The 26,083-nt window shown below is 63.3% G+C and carries 31 protein-coding genes and 1 pseudogene; 25 read left to right on the forward strand and 7 right to left on the reverse strand.

Annotated elements, in window-relative coordinates; all coding sequences use genetic code 11:
- Positions 1-25: 25 nt before the first annotated feature.
- Positions 26-829, forward strand: a complete 804-nt coding sequence (locus tag FE851_RS23820; RefSeq protein ID WP_011950478.1) for an N-6 DNA methylase — start codon at positions 26-28, stop codon at positions 827-829.
- A 59-nt stretch (positions 830-888) separates the two neighbouring features.
- Here FE851_RS23820 and FE851_RS23825 read toward each other — a convergent pair whose 3' ends face one another.
- Together FE851_RS23825 and FE851_RS23830 are read right to left on the reverse strand one after the other, a co-directional pair.
- Positions 889-1,437, reverse strand: coding sequence for a hypothetical protein (locus FE851_RS23825; RefSeq protein ID WP_011950477.1), 549 nt, complete (start codon positions 1,435-1,437; stop codon positions 889-891).
- 28 nt (positions 1,438-1,465) lie between these two features.
- Positions 1,466-1,960: a MucR family transcriptional regulator gene (locus FE851_RS23830; protein ID WP_017183261.1), complete on the reverse strand. Its 495-nt coding sequence runs from the start codon at positions 1,958-1,960 to the stop codon at positions 1,466-1,468.
- Positions 1,961-2,219: 259 nt separating this feature from the next.
- Between FE851_RS23830 and FE851_RS23835 the strand changes: the two genes are divergently transcribed.
- Positions 2,220-2,996, forward strand: coding sequence for a hypothetical protein (locus FE851_RS23835; RefSeq protein ID WP_011950475.1), 777 nt, complete (start codon positions 2,220-2,222; stop codon positions 2,994-2,996).
- 6 nt (positions 2,997-3,002) lie between these two features.
- Here the strand turns inward: FE851_RS23835 and acpP are convergent.
- The 3 genes and pseudogenes from acpP to FE851_RS23850 all read right to left on the reverse strand — a co-directional run bounded on the left by acpP (position 3,003) and on the right by FE851_RS23850 (position 4,534).
- A pseudogene (acpP, locus tag FE851_RS23840) lies at positions 3,003-3,207 on the reverse strand (acyl carrier protein).
- A 267-nt stretch (positions 3,208-3,474) separates the two neighbouring features.
- The gene (locus FE851_RS23845; RefSeq protein ID WP_230461522.1) at positions 3,475-3,861 is read right to left on the reverse strand and encodes a hypothetical protein; all 387 of its coding nucleotides are present in this window, start codon (positions 3,859-3,861) and stop codon (positions 3,475-3,477) included.
- Positions 3,862-3,880: 19 nt separating this feature from the next.
- Entirely contained in the window at positions 3,881-4,534 is a 654-nt protein-coding gene (locus FE851_RS23850; protein WP_129927364.1) for a Crp/Fnr family transcriptional regulator, read from the reverse strand.
- 160 nt (positions 4,535-4,694) lie between these two features.
- Between FE851_RS23850 and FE851_RS23855 the strand changes: the two genes are divergently transcribed.
- From FE851_RS23855 to FE851_RS23870, 4 genes are read left to right on the forward strand one after another with little or no spacing between them, the layout of a single operon-like run.
- The gene (locus FE851_RS23855) at positions 4,695-5,159 is read left to right on the forward strand and encodes a globin domain-containing protein (protein WP_171010603.1); all 465 of its coding nucleotides are present in this window, start codon (positions 4,695-4,697) and stop codon (positions 5,157-5,159) included.
- Positions 5,156-5,434 carry a DUF1971 domain-containing protein gene (locus FE851_RS23860; RefSeq protein WP_011950472.1) on the forward strand — a complete coding sequence of 93 codons (279 nt, stop codon included), beginning with the start codon at positions 5,156-5,158 and terminating at the stop codon, positions 5,432-5,434. The genes FE851_RS23855 and FE851_RS23860 overlap by 4 nt, the downstream gene beginning before the upstream one ends.
- Positions 5,434-5,904, forward strand: coding sequence for a membrane protein (locus FE851_RS23865; protein WP_011950471.1), 471 nt, complete (start codon positions 5,434-5,436; stop codon positions 5,902-5,904). Before FE851_RS23860 ends, FE851_RS23865 begins: the two co-directional genes overlap by 1 nt.
- Before the next feature lie 20 nt (positions 5,905-5,924).
- Entirely contained in the window at positions 5,925-8,204 is a 2,280-nt protein-coding gene (locus FE851_RS23870) for a nitric-oxide reductase large subunit (protein WP_145206802.1), read from the forward strand.
- Positions 8,205-8,285: 81 nt separating this feature from the next.
- Here the strand turns inward: FE851_RS23870 and FE851_RS23875 are convergent, their stop codons facing one another.
- The gene (locus tag FE851_RS23875; RefSeq protein WP_011950469.1) at positions 8,286-8,888 is read right to left on the reverse strand and encodes a hypothetical protein; all 603 of its coding nucleotides are present in this window, start codon (positions 8,886-8,888) and stop codon (positions 8,286-8,288) included.
- Between the two features lie 544 nt (positions 8,889-9,432).
- On the opposite strand from FE851_RS23875, the gene FE851_RS26400 reads away from it, so the two are divergent.
- The 13 genes from FE851_RS26400 (at position 9,433) to FE851_RS23935 (ending at position 21,028) form a co-directional block, all read left to right on the forward strand.
- Positions 9,433-9,573 (forward strand): hypothetical protein, encoded by a 141-nt coding sequence (locus FE851_RS26400; RefSeq protein ID WP_174703678.1) that lies wholly within the window; start codon positions 9,433-9,435, stop codon positions 9,571-9,573.
- Positions 9,574-9,654: 81 nt separating this feature from the next.
- On the forward strand, positions 9,655-10,623 hold the full coding sequence (locus tag FE851_RS23880; protein ID WP_011950468.1) for a hypothetical protein: 969 nt from the start codon (positions 9,655-9,657) through the stop codon (positions 10,621-10,623).
- Complete coding sequence (locus FE851_RS23885) at positions 10,620-10,973, forward strand: DUF3768 domain-containing protein (RefSeq protein WP_017183254.1); 354 nt, start codon at positions 10,620-10,622, stop codon at positions 10,971-10,973. Before FE851_RS23880 ends, FE851_RS23885 begins: the two co-directional genes overlap by 4 nt.
- A gap of 159 nt (positions 10,974-11,132) precedes the next feature.
- Positions 11,133-12,782: a PRTRC system ParB family protein gene (locus tag FE851_RS23890; RefSeq protein WP_011950466.1), complete on the forward strand. Its 1,650-nt coding sequence runs from the start codon at positions 11,133-11,135 to the stop codon at positions 12,780-12,782.
- A 35-nt stretch (positions 12,783-12,817) separates the two neighbouring features.
- A complete protein-coding gene (locus FE851_RS23895; RefSeq protein WP_011950465.1) occupies positions 12,818-13,243 on the forward strand; it encodes a PRTRC system protein E in 426 nt (141 codons plus the stop codon).
- 48 nt (positions 13,244-13,291) lie between these two features.
- Positions 13,292-13,498: a PRTRC system protein C gene (locus FE851_RS23900; protein WP_041380136.1), complete on the forward strand. Its 207-nt coding sequence runs from the start codon at positions 13,292-13,294 to the stop codon at positions 13,496-13,498.
- A 75-nt stretch (positions 13,499-13,573) separates the two neighbouring features.
- Positions 13,574-14,314 carry a hypothetical protein gene (locus FE851_RS27065; RefSeq protein WP_261371175.1) on the forward strand — a complete coding sequence of 247 codons (741 nt, stop codon included), beginning with the start codon at positions 13,574-13,576 and terminating at the stop codon, positions 14,312-14,314.
- Between the two features lie 11 nt (positions 14,315-14,325).
- Complete coding sequence (locus tag FE851_RS23910; RefSeq protein ID WP_048938210.1) at positions 14,326-17,235, forward strand: Tn3 family transposase; 2,910 nt, start codon at positions 14,326-14,328, stop codon at positions 17,233-17,235.
- 142 nt (positions 17,236-17,377) lie between these two features.
- Positions 17,378-18,244, forward strand: coding sequence for a recombinase family protein (locus FE851_RS23915; RefSeq protein WP_006953933.1), 867 nt, complete (start codon positions 17,378-17,380; stop codon positions 18,242-18,244).
- On the forward strand, positions 18,222-18,779 hold the full coding sequence (locus FE851_RS23920) for a hypothetical protein (protein ID WP_145206803.1): 558 nt from the start codon (positions 18,222-18,224) through the stop codon (positions 18,777-18,779). The genes FE851_RS23915 and FE851_RS23920 overlap by 23 nt, the downstream gene beginning before the upstream one ends.
- A 7-nt stretch (positions 18,780-18,786) precedes the next feature.
- On the forward strand, positions 18,787-19,611 hold the full coding sequence (locus FE851_RS23925; protein ID WP_011950463.1) for a PRTRC system protein B: 825 nt from the start codon (positions 18,787-18,789) through the stop codon (positions 19,609-19,611).
- Positions 19,608-20,363, forward strand: a complete 756-nt coding sequence (locus FE851_RS23930; protein ID WP_017183250.1) for a PRTRC system protein A — start codon at positions 19,608-19,610, stop codon at positions 20,361-20,363. The genes FE851_RS23925 and FE851_RS23930 overlap by 4 nt, the downstream gene beginning before the upstream one ends.
- Entirely contained in the window at positions 20,258-21,028 is a 771-nt protein-coding gene (locus FE851_RS23935; RefSeq protein WP_011950461.1) for a PRTRC system ThiF family protein, read from the forward strand. The genes FE851_RS23930 and FE851_RS23935 overlap by 106 nt, the downstream gene beginning before the upstream one ends.
- Positions 21,029-21,095: 67 nt before the next feature.
- On the opposite strand, the gene FE851_RS23940 is transcribed toward FE851_RS23935, so the two are convergent.
- The gene (locus FE851_RS23940; protein ID WP_011950460.1) at positions 21,096-22,022 is read right to left on the reverse strand and encodes a MucR family transcriptional regulator; all 927 of its coding nucleotides are present in this window, start codon (positions 22,020-22,022) and stop codon (positions 21,096-21,098) included.
- Between the two features lie 331 nt (positions 22,023-22,353).
- On the opposite strand from FE851_RS23940, the gene FE851_RS23945 reads away from it, so the two are divergent.
- From FE851_RS23945 to FE851_RS23970, 6 genes are all read left to right on the forward strand, one after another.
- Positions 22,354-23,058: a hypothetical protein gene (locus FE851_RS23945; protein WP_011950459.1), complete on the forward strand. Its 705-nt coding sequence runs from the start codon at positions 22,354-22,356 to the stop codon at positions 23,056-23,058.
- Positions 23,059-23,061: 3 nt separating this feature from the next.
- Positions 23,062-23,364: a hypothetical protein gene (locus tag FE851_RS23950; protein WP_017183247.1), complete on the forward strand. Its 303-nt coding sequence runs from the start codon at positions 23,062-23,064 to the stop codon at positions 23,362-23,364.
- 193 nt (positions 23,365-23,557) lie between these two features.
- Positions 23,558-25,219 carry an ATP-binding protein gene (locus tag FE851_RS23955; RefSeq protein ID WP_011950458.1) on the forward strand — a complete coding sequence of 554 codons (1,662 nt, stop codon included), beginning with the start codon at positions 23,558-23,560 and terminating at the stop codon, positions 25,217-25,219.
- Between the two features lie 23 nt (positions 25,220-25,242).
- Positions 25,243-25,437 carry a hypothetical protein gene (locus FE851_RS23960; protein ID WP_017183246.1) on the forward strand — a complete coding sequence of 65 codons (195 nt, stop codon included), beginning with the start codon at positions 25,243-25,245 and terminating at the stop codon, positions 25,435-25,437.
- Entirely contained in the window at positions 25,434-25,760 is a 327-nt protein-coding gene (locus FE851_RS23965; protein ID WP_011950457.1) for a hypothetical protein, read from the forward strand. The genes FE851_RS23960 and FE851_RS23965 overlap by 4 nt, the downstream gene beginning before the upstream one ends.
- 137 nt (positions 25,761-25,897) lie before the next feature.
- The coding region (locus tag FE851_RS23970; protein ID WP_145206804.1) for a DUF736 family protein at positions 25,898-26,083 on the forward strand (186 nt) is incomplete at its 3' end.

Consider the following 26,083-nt stretch of genomic DNA (forward strand, 5'->3'; position numbering starts at 1 on the left):
GCGGCCCCGTGACCGGGGATCTCTCATGCCGCCGCAGGATCGACACATCAGGAACGTCCTGAAACTCTTCGATGCGCATTGCTATCGTCACGACCGCTACACGCTCTTCTCCGACTGCATGGAGCTCATAGCGATCAGCATCTCGAACAGCGTCGACAGCCGATCCCGGGAAACGCGCGAGGCGCGCTATCTCGAGATCGTGGGACGATATGAGCAGCACACCATCGAGATGTTCCCTCGCGTCTTCGGAGAGATCACAATGGCACTGGAGGAAGCGCCAGGGGACGTCCTCGGGAGCATCTTCACCGCGCTCGAGATCCACAACAAGAACCGTGGGCAATTCTTCACGCCCTATCCGGTTTGCCAGATGATGGCACAGGTCACGCTTGGCGATGCCAAGGACGCCCTGGCGCTGATCGACGACAAGGGTTTCGTCAGCGCGATGGAACCCGCCTGCGGTGCCGGCGCCATGGTCATTGCTCTCGCCGAAGCGATGCGCGCCGCCGGGATCAACTATCAGCGCCATCTCCACGTGACGGCGATCGATATCGACCAACGCGCCGTACACATGGGCTATATCCAGTTCTCGCTGCTCCACATTCCGGCCCACGTGATCGTTGGTAACTCTCTCAGCAACGAGGTCCGCGAACACTGGTTCACGCCGGCCCACATCCTCGGCGGCTGGGGCGCCAGGCTTGCCAGCCAGGAACGCTTGGTCGAACAACCCCCGCGATTTTTTACTGAAACGACACCGGAACGCACAACCCACGATAAGCAAGCCCAAGAGCCAAGGACCAGAACGGTCGGCGAGCAGTTGACCCTATTCTGAATTGCAATCCCGCCAGCGCGCCTCGGCTCTGGACATCACACTCTGAGGCGGGCTCTGGATCACCAATATACCCGGAACCTCCGGTCAGAGCGATCATAGGGCTGTTCGAAAATCGCTGCCCGCACCTTCTCCGCGATCTCTTTGAGCGTGGCGAACATCCGATTGATTTCGGACAGATCGCTGAGCTGTTCCGGCCCATATCTCACCATGAGATAATCGCGCTGATCGCTCAATCGGACCAGATGCTCCGCGGTACGGCGCCGGAGAGACAATCCCTTCTCGACAGCCAACCGCGTCCGTTCGGCGAGATCATGCTGCAATCCCCGGACCTGCTTTCGATCGACCGAATGAAAGAGCAGAAACGCATTGAGGTAAGTCTCGATCGACTGAATGGCGCACAGCCTAGCCGGGGTGGACGAGACACTCCGGCCTTTCTCGATCTGCGGCAGCAGCCTGTGCGCGGCATCCCAGTAGGCGTCGGCCAAGGTCATGACCGTACCAACCGACGCCTCCGTGCCGGGATAGGACGGGGTGCGAGTCTCGATCAGCCCCGGAGGTGTTGTCGAGCGCCGCGTCGAAATATCTTGATCCGATGGTCCCTTTTCCAAACCGGCCGTCTCCCCAGAGGAAGTCCTATTAGGCGGGCTGCCCTTCGGTGGATTTCGGACTTCCGCGACGAACCGGCGCAGATTTCGTCGCCTTTGCCGATGCGGCAGCGCTGGACCCCTTGGGCTTGCGGCCAAGTCCGATGCTCTTGGCGAGCGTGCGACGCTGCTCGGCGTAATTGGGCGCGACCATCGGATAGTCGGCCGGAAGATTCCACTTCGAACGATAGTCCGCCGGCGTCATCTGATAGTGCGTCATGAGATGACGCTTGAGCATCTTGAGCTTTTTGCCGTCTTCCAGGCAGACGATGTAGTCAGGTTTCACCGAGGCACGCACGGATACCGCCGGCTCCTGCTTTGTCTCGGGCGCCGTTTCACTTTTGCCGAGATTGCTCAACGCTCCGTGAACATTCTGGATCAGGGACGGCAAATCCGCCACCGCCACGCTGTTGTTCGTCACATGCGCCGCGACGATATCAGCGGTCAGGGTAATCAGCGTGCTATCGTTTTCCGATACGTCGCTCATGATGATCTTGCCTTCTCTGGTTGAAGAACCCGGAAGACTATTCGCTACCGGGAACATGGCGCCCTGTGAAGTTCCCAAAGGCTCACAGGAGCACCTATTCACCCGCGCCAAACAGGGACGTACGATATCTGATCGCGTCCAAACCCGAACATTCCGTAAATCCCTTCATGTCGATTCATGTCCAAAGAAGAGGGGAATGGGCCGGGGAGACCGGTCGGAGGCCAAGCGCCTTCGACCCCTTCCACCCGGGAGCCAGGACATGGAGACCTCACGAAGCCAGCGATGGCGGGAACGCCGCGCCTTATGGGCGACGGACTCTCTCATCATCAATCCGAAGGCCTATTCGGTCGACATCATCGATCACGCCGTAGCGCGTACGTTCATCGCCGAGCATCATTATCTGCCGAGCTATCCGGCAGCCCAGGTCGCAGTCGGCCTCTTTGGACTCCGCGCGGTCCTGGCAGGCGTGGCCGTCTTCGCGGTTCCCGCGACCGACGCCGTCATCACCCGGCACACGGGCTTCACCGATCCGGCAAAGGGATGCGTTCTCGCACGCCTGATTCTTCTCGACCGGGTCCCGCAGAACGGGGAAAGCTTCTTTTGCGCACGGGCCTTCCGACTGCTTCGCCAGGCGCGGCCAGCGATCGAAGCCGTCGTTTCCTACAGCGACCCCGAATTCGGGCATACCGGCCGGGTTTACGCCGCTCTTTCCGGGGCGCACCGGGGCACCACGCGCCCGCGTACAGTCCTTCGCGCCGCAGGCCAGACGATCTCCGATCGGACGCTTTCGAAGATCCGGCTCCGCGAACGCGGGATGGATGGCGCCATCGACCAGATCGTCCGCCTCGGTCTACCGGCGCCCGGCCTGCGCGAGAGCCCAGCCGCATGGCTCGCCCGCCTTCAGGCCGAGCAGCTCCTGACCCGCCACCGCCAATCCGGACTCTTCACCTACTGCTTCGAGCTCACCCGCAACGCGCGCCGACAGGGCCGCGCACTCCCGCGGTTGCCCTATCCTAAACTATTGCCGGGGCCGTGATCGCTCTCAGGCCTTGACGCCTTCGACATAGGTGATCGCCTCACCGACCGTCTGGTTCTTCTCCGCGTCGGCATCGGGGATCGCGATTCCGAATTTCTTCCTCGATCGCCATGACCAGCTCGACGACATCCAGGCTGTCTGCCCCGAGATCATCAATGAAATGGGCGTTGGGCATTACTTTCTCGCGGTCGGCGCCAAACTGATGCGCCACGAAATCGCTGACCCGATGGCTACGTCACCCCAAGCGACCCTCCCGCGGAGCGGGCTCGTGCTCTGCGCGCAACCTGTTCCACAAGGTCTACATGCAGAACCTGACAGTTCAGGCGGGCAATAGCGGCCTGATCGTCGGCACTCCGAGCGAACCCCGGCTGATCGGGGTGACTCTGAGGCTGCACAATTAAACCAACCCGTCTCTAAAACGCTCGAATTTCGAGACGCATGCGGCCTACATGAGCTATCCGCTCCCCAGGTTAGGCCGTTACCGCTGGCTGTATTTCAGGTCGATTGCGCCCATCGCCAACGCGGAGGGAGAACCTCCCTCGCGCGCTATCTCCTCGTCAACGCAACGCTGCCTCGGGCTTCGAGTGTCTTTCGGCCGCACAGGCACGGTATAGACCTCGCCGTAGCCCGGCACGATGACCGTGCGCGCAACCGCGCGAGGATCGTCTGTCGGCGCGGGCTGAACAAGAACAGTGCCGCGGCCTGGCAGATATAACATGCGCGGTTGCGGGGCTGCCGGCTTCTGGTCAGAGGACTGCGCGGCTATCGGCGCAGTCGCGCCGATCGTGAGCGCGGCTGTCGCCGCCAAAGCCAATAATTCTATGCGGGCCACAGTGAGGCAAATTGGCCGGGGTGCGGTTTTCATCAAGTTAACGCCCCAATTGCTAGAGGAGTGGCCTGCCCTCTGCGAGGGAGTCCAGAGCAGTACGATCATGGATTAGGATGCGTCGTCCGATACTTGTGAGCAGGCCGGCCCTGGCCCAGGCGGAGAGCATTCGGCTCGCAGTGTGAAGGGTCGTTCCCGAGAACTCCGCCAGGTCCTTACGACGTAGCGGGAACGCTACCTCGTCGCCACCATCGTTACGGATCAGGCGCAGGAGCGCACGGGCGAGACGCTGATCGGCGCGCTGGGTGGCCAACTCGCGGACCCGATCCTGAAGTTCGATAAGCCGCGTCCCGATCACTCGAATGACGTTCAGCGACACCTGCGGATATATGCCGATCAGCACTACTATATCCGCCTCGCTCCAACTGAGGACGACCGACGCCTCCGCTGTGATCGCGTCCGCCGGAAGAAGGTGGTCAGTGAAGAGAGGCACTGTTCCGAACATTTCGCCGGAGCCGATAAAGCGAATGATCGCCTGCCCGCCATCACTGCCGGTCTGGATGATTCTCACGCTGCCCTTCGCCACCGCATAGGCCCGCTCGGCACGGGCTCCTTGCTCGAAAATCCTCGCATGTTTTGGCAATCGTTCGATGCGTGCGCAGGCATGGGCATGCACCAGCGCTTCGTGAGGCAGATCGCGAAATAGCTCCACCGCGCCGATAATCTTCAGGTGTGAAGCAAGGCCTCGGGTCTGAACGATGATTTGCCTCCTGCCTTCTCTCGTTCGGGTCGATCTAGTCGAAATAACAGAGCCGAGTTTGCGCCAGCGCAAACCGGCTCGCACCGACAGCCTCTACAAGCAAACTGTTATCATGAAGAGGATCGTCGTGACCAAAGCATTGTCTCCCCAAACCATGACGTTGGTCAAAGCGACGGCGCCAGCCCTTCAACAGCATGGCGTGGACATCACCACGCGCATGTATCAGCGGCTATTTGTCGATCCCGAGATCAAGGCGCTGTTCGACATGGCCGCGCAGGAGTCGGGCGCGCAACCCAAGCGCCTTGCGGCGGCGATCCTGGCGTTCGCCCAGAATGTGGACAAGCTCGACGTCCTGAAACCGGCGATCGAGCGGATCGCCGGGCGGCACGTCGATACCCATATCAAACCAGAGCATTATCCTGCGGTCGCCAATGCCTTGCTGCCGGCCATTCGCGACATCCTGGGCGAGGCCGCGACGGACGAAATCCTGGCGGCATGGGGCGAAGCCTATTGGTTCCTCGCCGACATTCTGATCGCGCGCGAGGCCGAGCTTTATGACGAGGCCCAGGCCGCATGACGGGGCCGGCGCCCTACAGCTCGTCGCCGGTGTTCGATCAGGACACATTGCCGGCGGCGCTGCGCGCGCGCCATGACACCAAGGCGGGGGTGTGGGGACTGATCCGCGTCCTCGAAGGTGAACTGAAGCTCACCTATCTCGAGCCGGCGTCGGAAGTCATCCTGAAGCCCGGTCATCCCGGTCTGATCGAACCGCAGCAGCCGCATTTCGTGACCCCGCTGGGTCCGATGCGGATGCAGGTCGAATTTTACCATGAGCCGCCCCCGAAGAGCTGATGATCGCGGACGATTTCACTCTTGCGCGCGTGATCCATGTCGTCGCCGTCCTGTTCTGGATCGGCGGCGTCGCCTTCGTGACGCTGGTGCTGATGCCGGCCGTGCGTGCCGGCAATCCGCCCGCTGAGAGGCTGGCGGCATTTCACCGGATCGAAGGCCGCTTCGCGCCGCAGGCTCGGCTGTGGGTTCTCCTTGCCGGCGCTAGCGGCTTCTGGATGACCTGGCGGGCGGACCTGTGGGAGCGTTTCGCCGATCCCCGCCTCTGGTGGATGCAAGCGATGGTGGCGATCTGGCTGGTGTTCGTCGCCATGCTGTTCGTCATCGAGCCGCTTTATCTGCACCGCCGCATGGCCGCTTCCCCCGATCCGGCGGCCGACTTCGCACGCATGGAGCGTATGCACCGTCTGCTGCTGGCGGCATCGGTCATCGCGCTGATCGGCGCCGTCGGCGGCAGTCACGGGCTTTTCTAAAGGAAGAGGGACGGGGAACGATGTCGACGACGAAACGGCTGTGGATCGGCCTGGCTGCCGTCATCTTCGCAGGATTCGCGGTGATGCTGTGGCTCGGGTCGGACCTTATGCGTACCGCGCCGCCGATCCCCGAACGGGTCGTGACCGCTTCCGGGCGCACCGTCTTCACACGCGACGATATCGAGACCGGCCAACAGGTTTGGCAGTCGATGGGCGGCCAGCAGCTCGGCAGCGTGTGGGGTCACGGCGCATTGATCGCGCCCGACTGGTCCGCCGACTGGCTGCACCGGGAGGCGCTGGCCCAGCTCGACGCCGTTGTCCGCACGAAGGGCGCGGCCAGCTTCGACATGCTGTCGCTGGCAGATAAGGCGGCTTTGCAGGCCGAGCTACGTCCCGGCTTCCGTGCCAACACCTATGACGCTGCGACCGGCACGCTGACGATCAGCGACGCGCGCGCTGCAGCGATCGCCGGCGTGGCAAGGCATTATGACAGCCTGTTCTCCGCTGACCCGGCAACGCGCGATTTGCGCGTCGCCTACGCCATGAAGGAGAACACACTTCCCGATCCGGCGCGGCGCAGGGAACTCGCGGCCTTCTTCTTCTGGACAGCCTGGGCGACCGTGACCGATCGGCCCGGCGATATGGTGAGCTTTACCAACAACTGGCCCTCCGAACCGCTGGTCGGCAACGTGCCCACGTCCGGCACCTTCATGTGGTCGCTTTTCAGCATCCTCTTCATGCTCGCCGGCATCGGCCTTCTCGCGTGGCACTATGCGGTCTGGCACGGCAAGGAACCGCCGCTCACCCCGCCCGCGGCCGATCCGCTCAAGGGGATCGTTCTGACACCCTCGATGCGTGCCAGCGCCAAATATTTCTGGATCGTCATCGCGCTCCTGCTCGCGCAGATCGGCCTGGGGGCGGCGACCGCGCATTATCAGGTCGAGGGCCAGCATTTCTACGGCATCAACCTCGCCGACTGGCTACCCTACAGCCTGACTCGAAGCTGGCACACCCAGCTCGCGGTGCTGTGGATCGCGACGGCCTGGCTCGGCACCGGCCTCTATATCGCGCCCGCCATCTCCGGCCATGAGCCGCCGTGGCAGCGCGCCGGTGTCAACTTCCTGTTCGTCAGCCTGATCGTCATCGTCGTCGGCGCGTTCGCCGGACAATGGCTGGCGGTGATGCAGAAGATGGGCCTCACCGAAAACTTCTGGTTCGGGCATCAAGGCTGGGAATATGTCGATCTTGGCCGGTTCTGGCAGATATACCTCTTCATCGGCCTGCTGCTGTGGCTCTTCCTCGTGGGTCGCGCGCTCTGGCCCGCGATCCGGCGCCGGGATGAGATGTCCTCGATCGTCGGCCTGCTGTTCCTCTCCACGGTGGCGATCGGTCTCTTCTATGGCGCGGGGCTCATGTATGGCGCGCGCAGCCACCTGTCCGAGGTTGAGTATTGGCGTTGGTGGGTGGTCCATCTCTGGGTCGAGGGCTTCTTCGAGATTTTCGCGGTCGCCGTCATCAGCTTCCTGTTCGTAAAGCTGGGGCTGGTGCGCGGCCGCACGGCCACGGTCAATGTGCTGTTCGCGACGATCGTCTTCCTGTCGGGCGGCGTGCTTGGCATGTTCCACCATCTCTATTTCGTCGGCACGTCGATGGCGGGCGTGGCGCTCGGCGCCAGTTTCTCCGCGCTTGAGGTGGTCCCGCTCGCGTTAATCGGCCTCGAGGCGATGGACACCTGGTCGCACAGTCGCGCGACGCCGTGGATGGCGCGCTACAAATGGCCGATCATGTTTTTCCTCGCGGTGAGCTTCTGGAATCTGGTCGGCGCCGGCCTGTTCGGCTTCCTCATCAACACGCCGATCGCGCTCTATTACGTCCAGGGACTCAACCTGACCCCGCTGCACGGCCATACCGCGCTCTTCGGCGTCTATGGGATGCTCGGCATCGGCCTGATGCTCTTCTGCCTGCGCGGCCTGCGCGATCATATCCATTGGAACGAAGGCTGGCTACGCGCGAGCTTCTGGTGCTTCAACATCGGGCTTGCCCTGATGGCCCTGCTCACGCTGCTGCCGATGGGCGTGCTGCAACTTCAGGCGGCGCTCGATCATGGCTACGCCTATGCGCGGTCGGCCGCGTTTATGGATCGGCCGCTGATCCATTTCCTCGTGTGGATGCGCACCCCCGGCGATGTGGTATTTGCCGCTGGCGCGCTGCTGCTGACGGCGTTTGTCGCGCTGCAATGGCTTCGGCCCATACCGGAAGTACCCGCCTCTACTGCAAAGGCGAACGAACAGAGCGTTTGACTAACACCTACGTGCCGATTTGTGGATATCAGTCAGCCCGTAAAATGACTGCTGTGGTGTAGAGGGAATGCAATTCCCATCCTAAGGATGCATAGAGACCGCGACCCTCTGCAGTGGCGACCAACACCTCCCGCGTCGCACCATGATGCGCGCGATGGATTCAAGTTTCTTCATGACGGTTCGCGCGAGGCCGCGCCGTCTATGAGCGGCGTTGGTTTCGATCCGATCGTATATGGCAAACTCACCGACGCGAACGACACGTCCGATTGCGACCAGCGCGCCGCTCGGAGTAAGCGCCCGCACGATTACAATGGGGCGAGGTTCAGCCGCATCGAGCAGATAGCCGTCAGGAGGCGCGGAATCGCCGGGCATGATGCGCCGATATTTCATCATGAAGCCCGGTGGCTGTATTACCCAGTGTTCTGGTAAGGCGACGCGCATTGCTGTCGCCGAGACACAAGCTTTCAAAAAAACCCACGGCTCCTCGATCGTGGTGGCCAATTCGTGCAGGGCCGGCGAGATATCGGTAAAGACATAGCGCGTCCGTTGTTGCGGCCATCCCACATCGACTCTGAAACCACCGTGATCTTCGACCGGAGGCGGCGTTTCGCGGGCAATGGTCCATCCTTCGATCCAAGTCGCCACAACTCTTGAATCGGCAACCAACTCATGTTCGTTAGCCATGCCTCATCCTATCAAAACCTGATGCCGGTTGGACGAGCAGATCAGTTTACGGGCGAGGGCGAAAATCGTTGATATATCGCTTGGTCTCGGAAACGCTGATTTTCGAGACAACGCAGCCTGAAAGGCTCAAAAGCGGCAATGAGCATCTCCTCGATTTCGACTTCCGGTTGATGGGCACAGGCGAGTTAGCCAGACAAGTCGTGGTTAGAGGTTCGGACTGCAATAATAGAGTTGTCCAAAGAGCCGGGTCCTCTCTACCGGTCTATCCTAGCCCTTGAACGACCGCTTCTGCGACAATCGAGACGTCAAGCGCCCCAGGTTGACGCAACGCTATCGAGCCGCTTAGCTCATTCTACGTTCAGCCATCTATGCTCATCTCGGCGGACTTGTTCAAACCGACACACAAACTACGCACTCGGCGCTTCGCACAAAGTTCTATAGGACAGCGAAGGCCGGTCATCCATCGATTCCGGCATCATTTGATACATGCATTATCTTAGGGCAGCCCGACGTAAAATTGCCGTCCCGAAACGAGCCATCGCCCGTGTCCGTCCATCCAATGATCGAGATGGCCAGCACCGCAGAGGCCGACGACCACCGCGACCTGACAACGGCGCAAACGGCCGAGTTCGGGGGTCATCTCGACCTCTACGATCGCACATCTTGCCTGCAGGACAGCGACTAAAGCGGGCGGCGACTACGGCAGAGAGGTGAGGGGAAGGGAGCCGGGCGCGCAGAATGGCTGCGCGAGACCGGAGCGACTCCCATGCTGGCCAGCGATCGCCCCGCGCCGTCCGCGCGGCCCCGTGACATCGACTATATCCGCGTCGCCGAGCCGGCTCCCGTCGTGCTTGCCTATGGCATCGGCGTCGACAGCACGGCGCTCCTCGTCGAGCTCGAAAGCCGCGGCACGCCGCCTGATCTCGTGATCACCGGTGACCCGGGCATCGAGAAGCCGGAGACCTATGTCTATCAGGAGATGATGGCGGCGTGGATGGCCGCGCGCGGCATCCGCTACGAGACCGTCCGCTACACGCCAAAGCGCTTCAAGCACTGGCCGCCCTATTACGACCTGCTGGCCAATGTCCTCACCAATGCCACACTCCCCAGCATCAGCCTCGGGCGCCACAGCTGCAGTCTTAAGTGGAAAGTGGCTCCGCAGGACGCTTTCCTGAAGCAATGGGAGCCGGCAAAGGCCGCCTGGGCCAGAGGCCAGAAGGTCATACGCCTCATCGGGTATGATGCCTCGCCCGCCGACACGCGCCGCTATAACCATGCGTCCGCCATCGCGAACGATCTGTTCGAATGCCGCTACCCCTTGCGCGAATGGGGCTGGAACCGCGCCGCCTGCATCGCGCGCATAGAGGCCGCAGGTCTGCCGGTGCCACCAAAATCGAGCTGTTTCATCTGCGGGGCGATGAAGCCCGACGAGGTCCGAGCGCTGCCTTCCTGGTGCCTCAGGCTCATCGTCCTTGTCGAAGCGCGCGCAGCTCCACGCCTGCGCACGGTCGAAGGCCTCTGGCGCCGTTCGACTGCGACCCGCCCGGGCCGAATGACCGACTTCATCCGCGCCGAAGAACTGCTCCCTGCGGCCGACATCGACGCGATCATCCGCGATGCGCCGGCCGATCTCATCCGCTTCCAGGACGTGGCAGGGCACGTCCCGCTCCCCGAACGACCGACAATGGCGGAGTGGCTCGACATGTTCAACGCCGGCCTGTTGGAGGCAGCATGACAGTCCCCGTCACCGAACGCATCACCCAGCTCAACGATCGCTGCCGGCACGGCCTCGACCCCAACGCGCGGATCATGGTCACGCGCAACTGTCTCGCCCGGCTTTCAGGCGACGGCGAGGGGATCGCTGAGGTACTCGCCCAGGCCGCGTTGCTTGCGGCCGTGCGCCGTTACGCGTTCCAGCCGGGTGATGGCCCCGAACGCGACTTCGGCGCCTTCGACCTGCAGGGGCAGCGAGTCCTCTTCAAGATCGATTATTACGACATGGCGCTCGAGTGCGGCTCCGAAGACCCGGCAGATGCCTCGATCACTCGGCGCGTCCTCACCGTCATGCTCGCCGACGATTACTGACCGCGTCCGCGGGCAAATCCAACCTTTCGAAATCGACTGCGCGCTCTTCCAGCCCTCCGGGCCGCGCGAGGGGAGGGGGAAGGCGAGCGTGAGGCTCGCAGAACCGAAGGCACGCGACCCCGGCCGACCCGGCCTTCCCATTCCACGAGGAGATCCGTCTTGAGCACTCCAGAACCGAGCTGCGCCACGCTGCCGCTCTCGCGCATCGTCAAGGGCGACAATCCGCGTCGCTATTTCGACCGGAAAAAGCACGACGATCTCGTCGCTTCGATCCGCATTCGTGGCATCCTGCAGCCGATCCTGGTTCGTCCGGCACCCAGCTCGGACGATAGCTACGCCATCGTCGCCGGCGAGCGCCGGTACAGGGCGGCGCTGGAAGCGTTCGGTTCCGACGGCGAGGTGCCCGCGATCATCCGCGAGATGACCGACCAGGAGGCCCTCGAGGCGGCAATCGACGAGAACGACAATCGCGACGACGCCTCGGAGACGGAACAAGCGGACGCGGCCGTTCGCGTGCTCGCCGCATGCCGTAACGATCGCGCCGAGGCCGCGCGGCGTCTGGGCTGGTCGCGGGCCAAGCTCGATCGCCGCCTGGCGCTCGCCGAACTCTCCGAGGCGGTCAAACTTGCGCTCGACGAACGGCGGATCAAGGTCGGCCATGCTGAACTCCTCGCCGCGATCCCCGCCGACAAGCAGGACAAGGCCCTCGAGACCATCCTGGGCTCCGGTCTCGATGTCAGCAAGACCCGCGACCTCCTCATGCGCGTCACCCAGAATCTCGGCGCGGCGTGCTTCGACAAGACCGACTGCACCACCTGTCCGTTCAACTCGGCCGCACAGCGAACCCTGTTCGAAACCCATGTCGATGACGGCCATTGCACCAATCCGGGCTGCTTCCAGCTCAAGACCGAGGCGTGGGAAACCGCCCAACGCGAGGAGCAGGAGCGCGCCGCTGCCGCGGCCAAGGCAGCGGCGCCGCCGCCCGCAGACGACATCGAGGACGAGGAACAGGATGACGACGAAGACGACGCCATCGACCAGAGCCCGCCGGAAGCGGACGATCAGGAAGAGGCAGGCGACCGCGCCTCGCCTTCGGGCACGGCAGCCACGCCCGCATCCACGCCGCCCACTGTCGTTCAATCCAAGGGCAGTATAGTCCAGGCGCACAAGCCAACGGTCACCGTCAAGTCGATCGCCGGCCGCACCAGCGACCTGCGCGAGGCGACGTGGCGCACCGCGCTCGCCCGTGCGCTCGCCGGCAATGCCGCGCACGCCCAGACCGCGATCCTGGTCGCCGCGATGTCGGGCACGCTCTCGCAGATCAAACCGGAGACGCTGAAGGCCCGCGCCGGCCTGCTGGTGGGCGCCTCGTTCCCGGAGCTCGCCTACAGCGCCAAGATCGCGGAGATCCGCGCGTTGCCCGAGGCTCAGGCCGAGAAGGTGCTTTCCGCGATCGGCGCCGCTTATGCCAAGGATGTGCTCACCTTCGGCCATGTCGCCGACCTCGCCCGGACCTTCGACGTCGACCTGCGCGATGTCTGGCAGGTCGATAAGACATTCCTCGAGCGCTACACCAAGGACGAACTCAGGTTCATCGCCCAGGAGTGCGGCCTCGTCGCGCATGTAAGCGAAAAGGCGTTCGCCAAGCTGCTCAGTGCGAAGAAGGCCGACCTGATCGCTGGCATGCTCAACGCCACCGGCTTCGACTGGGCCGGCCGCCTGCCGAGCTCGATGACGCTCGACGGCCAATATGGCCCGCCCCCCGTGCCGGCCCAAGCCGAAGAGCCGCTCTCCCGACAAGCCGCCTGACCCGCTTCTCCAATCTCACACAAGGACCGAACGCCATGCTGATCTCCAGCCTTCTTCCTATGCTCGCCCGCTACTCGCTCGGCTTCGATCTTGTCGCCGGCGCCAACGACACGGTCACCCTGACCATCCTTCCGCGCAAGGCCGAAGGCGCAAAGGACAATCTCGAGGCCAGCGAAACCCGGCCGATCTCGATCACGGCGACCGCCGCAGAAATCGATGCGGAGCTCGCCCGGGGCCCTGACGGCGCGCTCGGCCAGCTCATCGCCTCGCGCCGCACCCTTGCCGATCAGATCGCGGAGCAGCGACAGGCTGCCGAAGCCGCACGGGCGGCCGCCGCCGAGGCAGCCAAAGCCAAGGCGGCTGCGCCCAAGACGCCCGCGCCTGCAGCCTCACCGAAGACGCCGGCTCCCAGCAGCCCGCCGGTCGATGCCAAGGCCGAGGAGCCCGCCAGCCTCTGGTGACGCGCCGCCCTTGAACTTCCCGATCACCACCAGCCCGGAAGGCCAGCCATGCAGATCAACCAGCTCACCCGCGCCTATCGCTACGACGGCATCGACCTGCCCGTGCCGCCGCACCTTGCGGACGACCGCCAAGCTCTGCGCGCCTATCATGCTACCCTCTACCCGGCGATTCTCACTGCCGAGGCGGTGGACGCCGGCGTGTCGGGCACCGCCCACGTCACCGAATATCGCCGCGCCGTCGGCACCAAGGGCTGATCGTGCCCTGCGGCAACGACGCGCCGATCCCCGCCGCACCGCGCAAGACGCTCCTCGAATGGATCGAGCACGACGATGGCAACACGAGCGAGTTCCCCCAGCCTTCCTGCAGCGCCCAGGCCAAGGCGCTTCACGCGCGGATCCTCCCCGATCCCGACAACGGCAAAGGCGAAGCGCCGGAGCCGCTCCAGCCTCCTCCCGGTCTCAGGCTCGCGCCCCTCGGTTGACCTCGCGGGGCGAACGGTCGCGTTATCGGCCGACATTCCCGCGACCTTCGACCAGCCCCTCAGCAATCACCACAAGCTGATCGGCCGCTGGGTCGCGGGGCGAGAGCCGAGCGCCAAGCAATACACCCGTGTGAGTGCCCGCCGCCGCATCGAGCAGGTTTTCAACGCTGCCGTGCTCGAGATCCTGGACCCGATCGAAATCGTCGACCTGCGGATCGCGGTCCTCACCGGCGAAGACGCCAACCCGCCGGCGATCGCGGTCGCGTGTGACAGCCTCGGACAGCTGGATCTCGGCTGGATCGAAACCGGCGAGGCGCCCACCCCCTGGCGTGCCGCGGCCTATGCGGCGCTCGGCGAAACCCTCGGCACCGCGCTCCCGATCTTCGGCTACCAGGACCTCTTCGACGAAATCTCCATGTATTACTGGGACGGGGAGATCGACGACGAGGGCGCGCGCCAGAGCCTGATCGCCTATCAGGCCCAGTCGGCCCGAAGCTGCGATTTTGGCCAGGTTGAAGAACGTTTTGGGAACGTGGCATTCGGTATTGACGATGGAAATCATAGAAGAGGACAGTTCGCTCCATCATAGGGAGTGGGTTGATGGATCGGAGTATTCCGGGCGGGGATTTGATCGGACGATGGAGCCTGAGCTTTGCCGATATTGATTTTGTAAATTCGAAGCCGGCCCTGACGCGCCTTGGCCTCGCCGCGCAGCTGAAATTCTTCGCTTCCCTGGGGTTTTTCGCGATCGATCCCGGCTCAATCCCTACCGATGGCCTCTCGTATCTGGCCGAGCAACTCGGTGTCGAGGCTGGCGAGATAGCCGGTTATGACTTTTCCAGTCGGACAGCACGACGGCATTGTGCGGAGATCCTGATCCATCTTGGATATCACCGCATGAAGCGGGTGGATCGCGCGCAATTGACGGAATGGATTGCTGGCGAGCTGTGCCCGGGCGGCCAGTCGATCAATGCCATGCTTGAGCATGTTTTCCTGTGGTGCCGGGACCGGCGTATTTATGGGCCGTCGCGCAAGGAGCTTGAACGTGTCGTTCGCTCACAACGGCAAGATTATCTGGACACCTGGCTGATCGGAACCAGTGATCGGCTTTCGTCAGATGCGGTGGCGTTATTGGAAGCCTCGCTTGCCGATCCGGACAGCTCGACCGGATTCAACAGGATGAAGGGTGACGCCGGACAGGCAACGCTCGACAACATTCTCGACGTGACCGAGAAACTCGCCTTTATCCAGAGACTTGATCTTCCCCATGATCTCCTGACGGCTACGGGCAAGCCATGGGTCGATCAGATTGTTCGCCGCGTTGCCGGTGAAAAGGCCTCGGAGATGCGCCGGCATGCGCCGGCGCGACAGCTCGGCCTTTATGCGATTTATCTAATGTCGCGGGAGGCGCAACTCACTGACGCGATGATCGACCTGCTGATCGAAACCGTTCACAAGATCGGAACGCGCTCGAAACGCAAGGTGGTGGGCGATATCGCGAAAGACATCGAGCGGGTCTATGGAAAGGAGCGCCTGCTGGTCGAGATCGCCAGCGCCTCGATCAATGAACCATCGGGGCGCATCTGCGATGTCATTTTCCCGATCGCCGGTAAGGCCAAGCTGGCGGCGATCGTCAAGGAGAGCCATGCGAAGGGCGCTCTGGACCGGCGCATCTACAAGGTGATGCGTGGTTCCTGGGCCAATCATTACCGGCGCATGCTGCCAAGCCTGCTTTCCGTACTTGAGTTCCGGTCGAACAACGCGGTGTGGCGGCCGGTCCTGGCGGCCCTCGACTGGATCAGGAGCAAGGTGGATGGCGGATGCCGCTTCGTGCCATTGCAGGATGTTCCGATCGATGAGGTGATTCCAGCGCGATGGCGCAGTTCCGTCATTGATGACGATGGGCGGGTAAACCGGATCAGCTATGAGCTTTGCGTCCTGACGCAACTGCGCGACCGCATCCGCTCCAAAGAAATCTGGGTGGTCGGGGCGGATCGCTATCGCAATCCCGATGACGATCTTCCCAAGGACTTCGAGATCAGGCGAGATGCGTACTATTCCGGCCTCAGCCTGACGCCAGATGCGCAGGCGTTTTGCGCCTCGATCCGGGAGGAGCTTGAACGGGAACTGTTGCTCCTCAATGCCAATATTCCACAAAACGACAAGGTCCGGCTCCTGTGGCGCGGCGACAACCGGATATCGATTACACCGTTCAAGCCCTTGCCCGAACCGAAGGGTCTCGCTTCGATCAAAAGCGAGATCGGTCAGCGCTGGCCGATGACCGGACTGCTGGACGTGTTGAAAGAGGCTGCTCTGGACACGGGATTGATGGATGCTTTCGAAACGTCGGCCTCGCGGGTTACCCTGTCGAAAGCAGCCTTGGCTCAGCGTCTTTTGCTGTGTCTCTATGGCTTGGGCACGAACGCCGGGCTCAAGCGGGTCGCTGGCGCAACACCCGATGTCAGTTACGAGGAATTGCTGCATGTCCATCGCCGTTTCATCCACGCGCCAGCGCTGAGGGAGGCGTGCGCGCGGGTAGCAAACGCGACACTGGCAATCCGCAATGCCGCAGTATGGGGAGATGCGGGCACGGCATGCGCGTCCGATTCAACGAAGTTCGGCGCGTGGGACCGCAACCTGATGACGGAATGGCACGCCCGCTATGGCGGCCGTGGCGTCATGATCTACTGGCATGTGGAGAAGCGCGCGACCTGCGTTTATTCCCAGCTCAAGCGGTGCTCTTCCTCGGAGGTCGCCTCCATGATCGAAGGCGTGCTACGCCATTGCACCGACATGGAAATCCAGCGCCAGTACGTCGATAGCCACGGCCAGAGCGCAGTCGGCTTTGCGTTCTGCCGACTCCTTGGATTTGAGCTTGCCCCGCGGCTGAAAGCAGTGGCACGCCAGAAACTGGCCCTTCCCCAAGCCGGCATGCGCACGCGGCTTTCCAATTTACTGCCGATCCTCTCCAGCCCGATCGACTGGGACGAGATCGAGCAACAATATGACGAAATGGTCAAATATGCCGCTGCCATGCAATCGCGCACCGCCGATCCGGAAGCGATCCTGCTCCGGTTTGCCAGAGCCGAAGTGATGCACCCGACCTACAAGGCGCTGAGTGAACTCGGCCGCGCGGTCAAAACAATCTTCCTATGCCGGTATTTGCGTCAGGAGGCATTCCGCCGCGAGATCCACGAAGGGCTGAATGTGGTTGAGAACTGGAACGGCGCTAATGGTTTCGTGTTCTTCGGCAAGGGCGGCGAGATCGCCACCAACCGCATCCATGAGCAGGAAATCTCCGTTCTGGCGCTACACCTCCTGCAAGCGTCGCTGGTGTATGTGAACACCCGCATGCTTCAGACCGTACTGGTTGAGCCGAAGTGGGCGGGGCGGATGACGCCGGAAGATTATCGTGGTCTCACGCCGTTGATCTACAGTCATGTGAACCCTTATGGCCGCTTCGACCTCGACCTGAACGACCGGATTGATTTTGGACGGCTTGCAGCGTGAGGCGGCTGATCGGCCTATAACATTTGGGTACACCCCAGAGTGATAGGGCCGAGTGACACCATTCGTCTGTCACAAAAGGGTGGGTTTGCGCTCAATGTGACGATACACTGCAAGAGCCACCCTAATGTGACGGATTTTGCACTTGGCTCGTATCGGATATGCCCGCGTCAGCACCACGGACCAGGATCTGGATATCCAGATTGGCCGCCTCAAGAATGCAGGTTGCGAAATTATCCGTTCCGAGACCGGATCGGGGGCCTCGCGGAGCGGGCGCACGGAACTGGAAACGATCATGCAGTTTATGCACACCGGCGACGAGCTGGTCGTGCTGCGGCTCGACCGGCTCGGCCGCTCCACGCGCGATGTCCTGAACCTGGTGCATGAGCTTGATGAAAAGGGAGCTTCGCTGCGCATCCTTGAGCCAGAGGTGACGACGGCGGGCGACATGGGGCGAATGGTCATCACCATACTCGGCATGGTCGCCGATATGGAGCTGAAGTTCATCAAGGATCGTCAGCGCGCCGGGATCGAAGCGGCGCGCGCCGAAGGCGTTTACAAAGGCCGGAAGAAGAACGTCGATGACGATGAAATCCGCCGTCGCCTTGCCGCCGGCGCCAGCAAGGCCCGCGTTGCCCGCGACCTGAAGGTCTCACGAATGACCGTCTATCGGGCGCTCGACATTATTCCGTCACAGACCAAACTGCCGGAAAAGCCGCCCACTGCCAGCATCGCCCTGCATCTGATTATCGAGAACTTCAACAAGCGTGGAAGAGGTAGAAAACCCGCTCGGGAGCGGATTGAGGCGATGCTGGAACGCGACTACGCCATGGTAAAAAACGGCAATTGTGATTACAAACTGACCGTCGCCTATGACCCCGATCCGGATGGCATTTCCCTTGATGAGGAAATCCAAAGCCTCCTCTCCGAGATGTTCAACATCGCAGAGAGCTACAATTGCTCCATGGAAGCCGATATCTACGAGGTCGGTGGTCAGCAACGGTCCTGGTAGAATCAATCAAGCGTTCAGTGTTCGTTCTTCAACCTGGCCAAAATCGCAGCTTCGGGCCGACTGGGCCTATCACGGCCTCAGCGCCGAGGAACTCGAAGAGCAGACCATGCCTTCGGAGATGAACGCGCGCCGGCCTGACTGGATGATCGGCGCGAACGCGGCGAAACCGGCCGCCCTTCCGAAGGGCCTGCGCGAGGCGCTCTGCCAGCTTCGCGACGCGCACAAGGCGCTCAAGCGGCTGCCATCGGACCGCAACGCCTGGCACTTCGATACCGACATTCTCTACGAATATGTGCCGGGGATCGAGGAATGCTCGTCCCTGCCGCCGTTGACGCTCGTGCCTTTCGATGAGTTCGCGCGCGAGCTCGACGATGTCGCCCGCCACGGCATGGAAATGGGCTTCATGGACGTCTGCGGCATCTGCCCGCTGCCCGATGTCAGCCGGATCGACGACTGGTTCGCAAGCCTGCGCCTCGGCGTCCAGTTCCTGCTCGCCGCCCAGGACCTCGTCCGCTTCGACCCACCCAATCCGTGAGGCCGTCATGTCCGATCACAGCAGCCACTTCGAAACCACTGGCGGCGGTCTCGTCCTGACCAACGCCGTTCTGCTCTATCAGGCGGGAACGCCCCGCACGCCCAGCCCTTATGGCGCTCCAAGGCCGGATGCGGCGGCCTTCGCCAGCATGCATGCCGTCGAGCACGATGCGGACGGGCGTCCGACGATCGCCGCCGGCGTGCCCCTGTCGCGGGCACAGCTGCGCCAATGGACAGAGGCGCTGGGCCGGACCGCGGTTCCAGAGATCCTGCCGGCCAATGTGCTTGTCTCCCACCCGGACGTCCTCGCCTGGTGGGTGCCGGAGCAGGTGCGCCAAGCCTATTTTGCGCTGTCGTCGCCCCCCGATGGCCTTCGGGCGCTCGCACGGCGCACTACCGTCGCGGTGCCATACCCGGCCCATCTGTTCGTCGCCACGCGCTCCGGCCTCGGCGTTTACGCGCTTGCCGCAAGCGAGCGCCCTGCCGCCGACACGCCGGTGCTCCATTCGCCGATCCTCAACGTCTTCATCCAAGGCCGGCTGTGCTGGGGCAACATCCCGAGGCCGAAAACACTGGGCGTTGCCGCCATCTCGGAATTCGAGCGCGCGGTGTTCGACAGCTGGTCAACTCACCCCAACCCCGGCCAGGAGCGGACGGTCACGGGGAAGGGCGGCCTGGTCAGGCTCTGGGACGATCTTGCCGCGCGCGGCGCGCGTCGTTTTCCGGTGAAGCGGCTCCGATCCTTCCATCCTGCCGCCGGCCAGCGGCAAGTCCGTCCCGCCGCTGATGCGGTCACGGTCGGTATGCTCGTTGCCGCAGCGGCAGGGAGATGATCATGATCGCCGAAGATCCGACCGCGGCGGCACTGCTCGCTGTCGTGCCCTGCTATCCGGTGCCATCGAGCGGTGGCTCGCCGGCACTCGACGCGCTTCGCGGCAGCCGTGCCGGCCACGGCCTTGCGGTGGGCAAGGATGGCGTAATGCTCATCCTGCGCCGGCCATGGCTTGCTCTCGATGCGCCGGTGACGCCGCCGATCGCCGCCTATCTTCCTTATGGCAGCATCGGGTCACCCAAGGCCGACCTGCGCTGCGGACTGATCCCTGGCGAGCATCTGGCTGCGATCCTCGATCACTTCCGGGCGGCTCTGCCCAACGAGGCTGCGGCCTTCATCCTCTGGAACGAGACGACCAACACGTTCGCGGTCGATTTTCCGGCAATCGACGACGCCACGCCGACACGCCTCGTCTATCGCCCCCCGGTCTGCGAGCCGGGCTGGCACATGGTCTGCGACATCCACAGCCACGGGCGGGGGCCCGCCTATTTCAGCGCGACCGACGATGCGGACGACGCCCACGCTACGAAAATTTCGCTCGTCATCGGCCGGCTCCACGATCCCGCTGGCCCGGTCATGGCAGCGCGGCTCTGCGCGGGCGGCATGTTCCTGGCCGTACCGCGCAGTCCATTTTCCGGAGACAATCCATGCAGCCTGAGAGCCCCAAGCGCCACTATCTTCCCGCCGCCTTCGACAACAGCGCTGTCCGAATCCTGCTCGTGGGATGCGGTGGAAACGGAGCGCAAATGCTGATGGGGCTCGCCTCGCTCGATACCGCATTGCGCGCAATTTCCTCACGCTCGCTCGAGGTCACCGTGGTCGACGAAGACATCGTCACCGAGGCGAATCTCGGCCGCCAGCCCTTCTACCGCTGCGATCTCGGCAATTCGAAGGCGAGGACGCTGACCGAACGGATCAACCTTGCCCATGGTCTGGCCTGGAAGGCGGTCCACGGCCGCGCACCCGGAGCGATCGGCGTCGACAACAGCCATGTGCTCATCAGCTGCGTCGACACGGCCTCGGCCCGCCGCGCGCTGGGCGCGGCGCTGCAGGATGCGCGGAACCCGCCCATCTATTGGTTGGACCTCGGCAACCGCGCCAGCGACGGCCAATATCTGATCGGATGCCCGGGCCGTGGAACCGGCCGCGACGATAATCGCCTTCCAACGGTGCTCGAGGCTTTTCCCGAACTCGCCGACGAGGGCCTGGCCGAAGACGATGCGCCCTCCTGTTCGGTCGCCGAGGCGCTCGAGCGCCAGTCGCTCTTCGTCAACCGGGTGCTTGCGAGCCACGCGCTGGCGCTCCTGTTCGATCTGCTCGGACGCGGGTCGATTGGCCACGCCGGCGCCTTCGTGAATCTTGCCACCGGGTACAGCGTTCCGATCCCGCTACCTATGAAGGTCGTTTCCCTGTGCTAAAGCAGGTGGCTCGCCACCCCTGTGAACGGTGATGGTCCGGTTGCGTCACCGCGCTCGGACCATAGCATTATTCTGCCGAGGCCGTTTCAGCAGGAGCGATTTCGACCGGTGCTGTCGGCGGGGTGTCAGCTTTCGTCGCACGGCTGCGCTTTGGCTTTGCAGGCTCGACAGCCGCTGCCGGTTTCCCTTTGCCGATGGCGGCCTTGGCGTTCGACGTTTTTGGCGAGGCCTTTGCAGGGGCTGCCTTCGCGCGCGGCCCGCGAGCGGGCGTCGCCTTCACTTGCGCAGCTTCGCTGGCAGTCGCTTCGGGCGTTGGGGCCGGCTCGCCTGCCGGCGCCGCAACGGTCTCGGCGACAGCGCTGGGCTTGCCCTTCCCGGCTACGGCATTGGGCTTCGCCTTAGTTGCCGGGGCAGAGGCATTCACTCGAGCCTTGCGCACCGGCGCGGGCACTTCCGCGACCACTTCCGCAGGCGCCACTTCGGCTGCCGGGGCTTCGCTGCCCGCCTCGGCTAGCGCCGGATTAGCGGCGACGTCCTTCCGCTTGCCGCCAAGACCAAGTTTCAGGGCGGCCTCCCGGCGCGCGGCGGAATAACCGGGTGCGACCATGGGATAGTCCGCGGGCAGATCATAGCGCGCGCGATATTCTGCGGGCGTCAGGCCGTGAGTCGAGAGATGGCGTTTCAGGGACTTATAAGGCTTGCCGTCGATCAGGCTCAGTATCTGATCGGGCGACGCAAGGCTTGCATCTACCGTCACCGCTGGCTTGAACTCGGGGGCTGGTGTCGGCGGCACAGCCGCTGGTTCAACTGACACCGGCGCGGACACTGTCTCTTCAGGGGCTGGCGACACCACTGGTGCATCGCCCAACAAGGCTTTTCGAGTTCCCTCGACCAGCGCGGGCAGTTCGCTGCTCGGCACGGTGTTGTTCGCAAAATAGGCGCTGAGCAGCGCCACGGTCAGAGACATCACGTCCGACTGTTCGGCCTCGGCCATGCAGGTTCCTTCTTTTGTTTGGATAGACTGGTCTTGACCCATGCGTGATTGCGCAAGCGTAAACAGATACGTGCCGTCATTCGGCGTGCAAGTCAAAGGGAGGGAGAAAGAAACTCATGGATGGCGTGGCGATTGGGCCGCGCAACTGTCTCATCGAGAAAATTTATGGCGGACAGCTTCGTTGAGGGGCTCTTTCTCCTTCACCTGCTCAAGCAAATGAAGCTGCATTGAGTGAAGAGCCTCTCACCAACGAAATCGAGGCGTCTCTTCCGGGCGCCTGACATTCTCCGCCCGCGAACGGCGGAAAACCAATCATCCGAGGAAATATGTAATGACCGACACCACTTCGTCGGGCGCGCCCGCGCGCCTCTATAGCCAGACCCCATATGACGATCGAGGCAACTTCCATTATCAGGGCGATCTCTATCGTCCCAGTGATAATCTTGCGACCCTCGCTGGCCGCATCGAACCGCATCTGGCGCGGTGCTTTCCGAACGCGTCCTTTGCGATCCAGACCCAGAAATTCGCGGGAGGACGCAAGATCACCGCTGAGATCCTCGACTGGCCCGAGGATCTGACCGGGCGTGACGCTCAGGAGGCCGCGCAGGTCGCGATCCGCGACCAGATGGAGCGGTTCGGAACTACCCGCACCAACCCTCTACAGGACTTCTGGTCCTGCTCCTTCTACTGCGAAGCGCGCATTGGACAGGTTTATTGGTCGGCGCTCGCGAAACGCAACGGACTGAAGAATCCGGTCGACGCGATCGTATCGCTGGCCGCCTTCAAGAAGCGCGTAAAAGCGGGCGACGCCCTCAAACTGGTCGATGCGCCGGCAGGGCATCGCGCAATTGGGACCACGCGGACGATCACCAAGGTGCGCTCGGGCGATCTGATCCTCGAAGGCAAATCCTATCTCGGTTTCCCGCGGGCGTCGGCTTTCGCGTGCGATGGCAAGTTCGTTCGCATCTCGATCGGATCGGAATATGAGCCGGACGCCCATCTGCTGTACGAGTGGATAGTGCAAAAGGCCGCGTGAGACATGGCCCTCATCGTCAAGGGCGGCGCCGTCTGCCAGAGCCCTCCGCGTCGGCGCCGACCATTCCGTATCGTGCAGAAGGGCTATCCCGACATCTGGGCGGCTGACTGGGCTGACGCCTCGCGCCTTTACTGCGATCGGCGGGACATGAACGGCCTGGGCGCAAGTATGTTCCCTGAAGCCACCCTGCTCCTCGAACACATGCCTGTCGGCCGCATCAGCTACAACGGCCGTATCTGGCTTCCAGGCGAGTGGCGTCCGGACGACCGGCCACTGTACGATAACCAGATCGCGTCCGGCACCTGACCGCGCGCTCTGGTCCTCCCATCCGAAATCGCCGTCCCGAGGAAACTCCATATCCGCAAGCGGCGTCCGAACGGCGAGCGCTACGTCCACATCGAGACCGAGGCCGAGACCAGCGCCGCTGTGCCTGATCGGTTGCGAAAGGGGAGAAGGGGAGGGCCGGGGGAGCAGGTCCGCTCTTGTCCAGGAGACCCCGATGCCCCTTCCCACCGTCATCCACAGCCAGGTCGATCCCGCCGCGATCACCAAGGTGACGCGCCTCTTCAACAACACGCTGGTCGACACCCTGGCTGAGCTCATCCAGAATTCGCGCAGAGCCGGCGCGACGGTCATCGATCTCGATGTTGCCGAGGCCGACGGGCAGAGCTGGCTTGTCATCGCGGATGACGGCGCGGGTATCGCCGATCCCGCCGTGATCCTGGCGCTCGGGCGCTCGGGCTGGGACGACAACATCGCGCGGCGCGAAGACCCTGCCGGCATGGGCGTCTTCAGCCTTGCCGGTCGCCATGTCGAAATCCGCTCCTGCCCGCGCGGTCCGGGCGAGGGCTGGGCTATCACCATCGGACCAGACCATTGGGAATCGGGCGCACCGATAGCTGTCGCCCCCTGCGATCATGGCTTCGGAACTGCAATCCGTCTTCTGCTCGACGACGATTGCACTAGGAATCTCGAAGCAGTGGCCAGCGGCGCGGCGCGCTATTGTCCCACACCGATCCGTTTCAACGGCGTACCCCTTACGCAAGCCGACTGGCTCGCCGGGGCCGATGTGGTCGAGGAGGTCGATGGCGTGCGGATCGGCCTGTTCACCGACGGGCGCACGACGCCCCATCAACCGCGCATCAATTTTCACGGCCTCACGGTTCCTTGCGTCCTGCCGTCAGTCGACGAGAAGGATCGCCATTGGTGGGCCCGGGTCGATATCGTCGATGCGCCGGCCCTGCAGCTCGTCCTGCCGGCCCGCAAGGAGATGGTCGAAAACGCCGCCCTCGAAGCGCTTCGCAATAGGGTGCTCAAGACGATCTACCGGCACATCGCCTCGCTCGGCAGCCATCGACTGTCTCATGCGCAGTGGACCGAGGCCGCCCAGCTTGGCGTCGATCTGCCCGAGGCGACGCCGCTCTTGCGGGCATGGATCCCGGCGACTGCCGACCAGAACAGCGGGCGCGAGAGTCAGGGGCTCATCCCCGCCGATAACCTGATGCTCGTCGATGACTTCGGTCCGCCACTCGAACAATGCGCGGCGTTCGCGCTTGCCCGCGATGGCCGTCTGAGAGGACGCTTGGCTGACCCCGACACTGCCATGGCCGGATATAGCTGGTACGACGCACTGCAGCGCATCGCCGCGCTCCGCTTCGAGATCGAGCGCGATGGCCGCGCCCATGTCTTCGACTGCACCGAGCTACCCGGTCTCGAAAGCGGCCCGGTCGAACGGCTCGACCTCGTGCTTGAAATCACAGGTCCGCAGCCCGAAACGATTACCGTCCCGGCACCTGTCGTCATCGAATATGACGATGGCCTGTTCTGGACCTTCGAAGATGCGAATATCCTGCTGGGCTCTCGCGACGCCGTCTCGCCCGAGGAGCTGGTTGATCTGCTGGAAGCCGCTTGCTTCTGCGCGAGCGACGATCGCGACGCTGATAGCTGGGAGACCCAAAACGACCGCTTCCTTCTCGACGCCAGGGAAATGGCTACCCGCCTTCTGCTCGGCGACGATGCCGCGCTCGTCGAGCGCCTGCGGGCGATCATCGCTTATCGCGCCCAATGGTTCGTGCCCGAAGGCCGGCAGTTCTCGGCGGTGATCGGCCGCGACGCGATCGCCATCGAGCTCCAGCCCACCAACCAGGTGGCGGCATCCTGACGGCATAATTGGAGGACCAAGCCATGCGATCCATCAAACGAGCGGCGCCGGCCGATCGCGCCGCCGTGGCGGAGGCGATTGACCATCTGCGCGCCGCGCGTAACCTTCTCGCCAGGAGCGGCGCCCCGCGTGCCGCCAGGGCCGTTCGCAAGGCACTGCGCAGCGCCGAAGGCGCGGCCCGGCACGTCAACCATCGTATCCGCAGGAGCCAGACATGAGCCGCTACGAACTGAAGCCGAGGCCCGGAAACGGTGTCATCAAGGCGGTGATCGGATGGGATCGCCCGCTGCAGAGCTTCTTCGCGCAAGTCTTCACGCCCACCGAAGACGAGCCCGACGAGGGCGAAGCAACGATCTGGCTCGGCACGGAGCCGGGGGAACTGCCGACCCCCGAGGCCGCGATCCGCGTCGTCGAAGCCTATGCGGACATTCCCGAAACGCTGGCGGCGTCCCTCGCCGCCGACCGGCACGCGACCATCGGGATGGTGGACGGCGTCCACCAGACGCGAGCCAAATTGAGTCTCTTCGGCACTCGCTCCTAAACCCCCCGAGGCCGCTGAAGCGGGCCTCGGAAATGGCGCTTGCGCGCCTGCTCGGCCGAACGGCCGAGGAGGGGAGTGGGGAAGGAGGAAGTTGGCTCGGACACAGTGTTCGAGACCGGCTTTCAGGAGACTTTCCCATGAATATCGGTTCGATCAAGCAGAATGACGCCGGCATTTTCGTCGGCAAGATCGCGACGCTGGCGATCGCGATGACGATTGCGCTGCGCGAGGTGCACTCGGCCAATCCGAAGGCGCCGAAGTACGAGGTGCTGGCGCTGTCGGCATCGCGGGCGTGGGTGCAGGTGGGTGCTCTGTTCGAGCTT

The organism is Sphingobium sp. B2, from assembly GCF_007693735.1.
Lineage (GTDB): Bacteria > Pseudomonadota > Alphaproteobacteria > Sphingomonadales > Sphingomonadaceae > Sphingobium > Sphingobium xenophagum.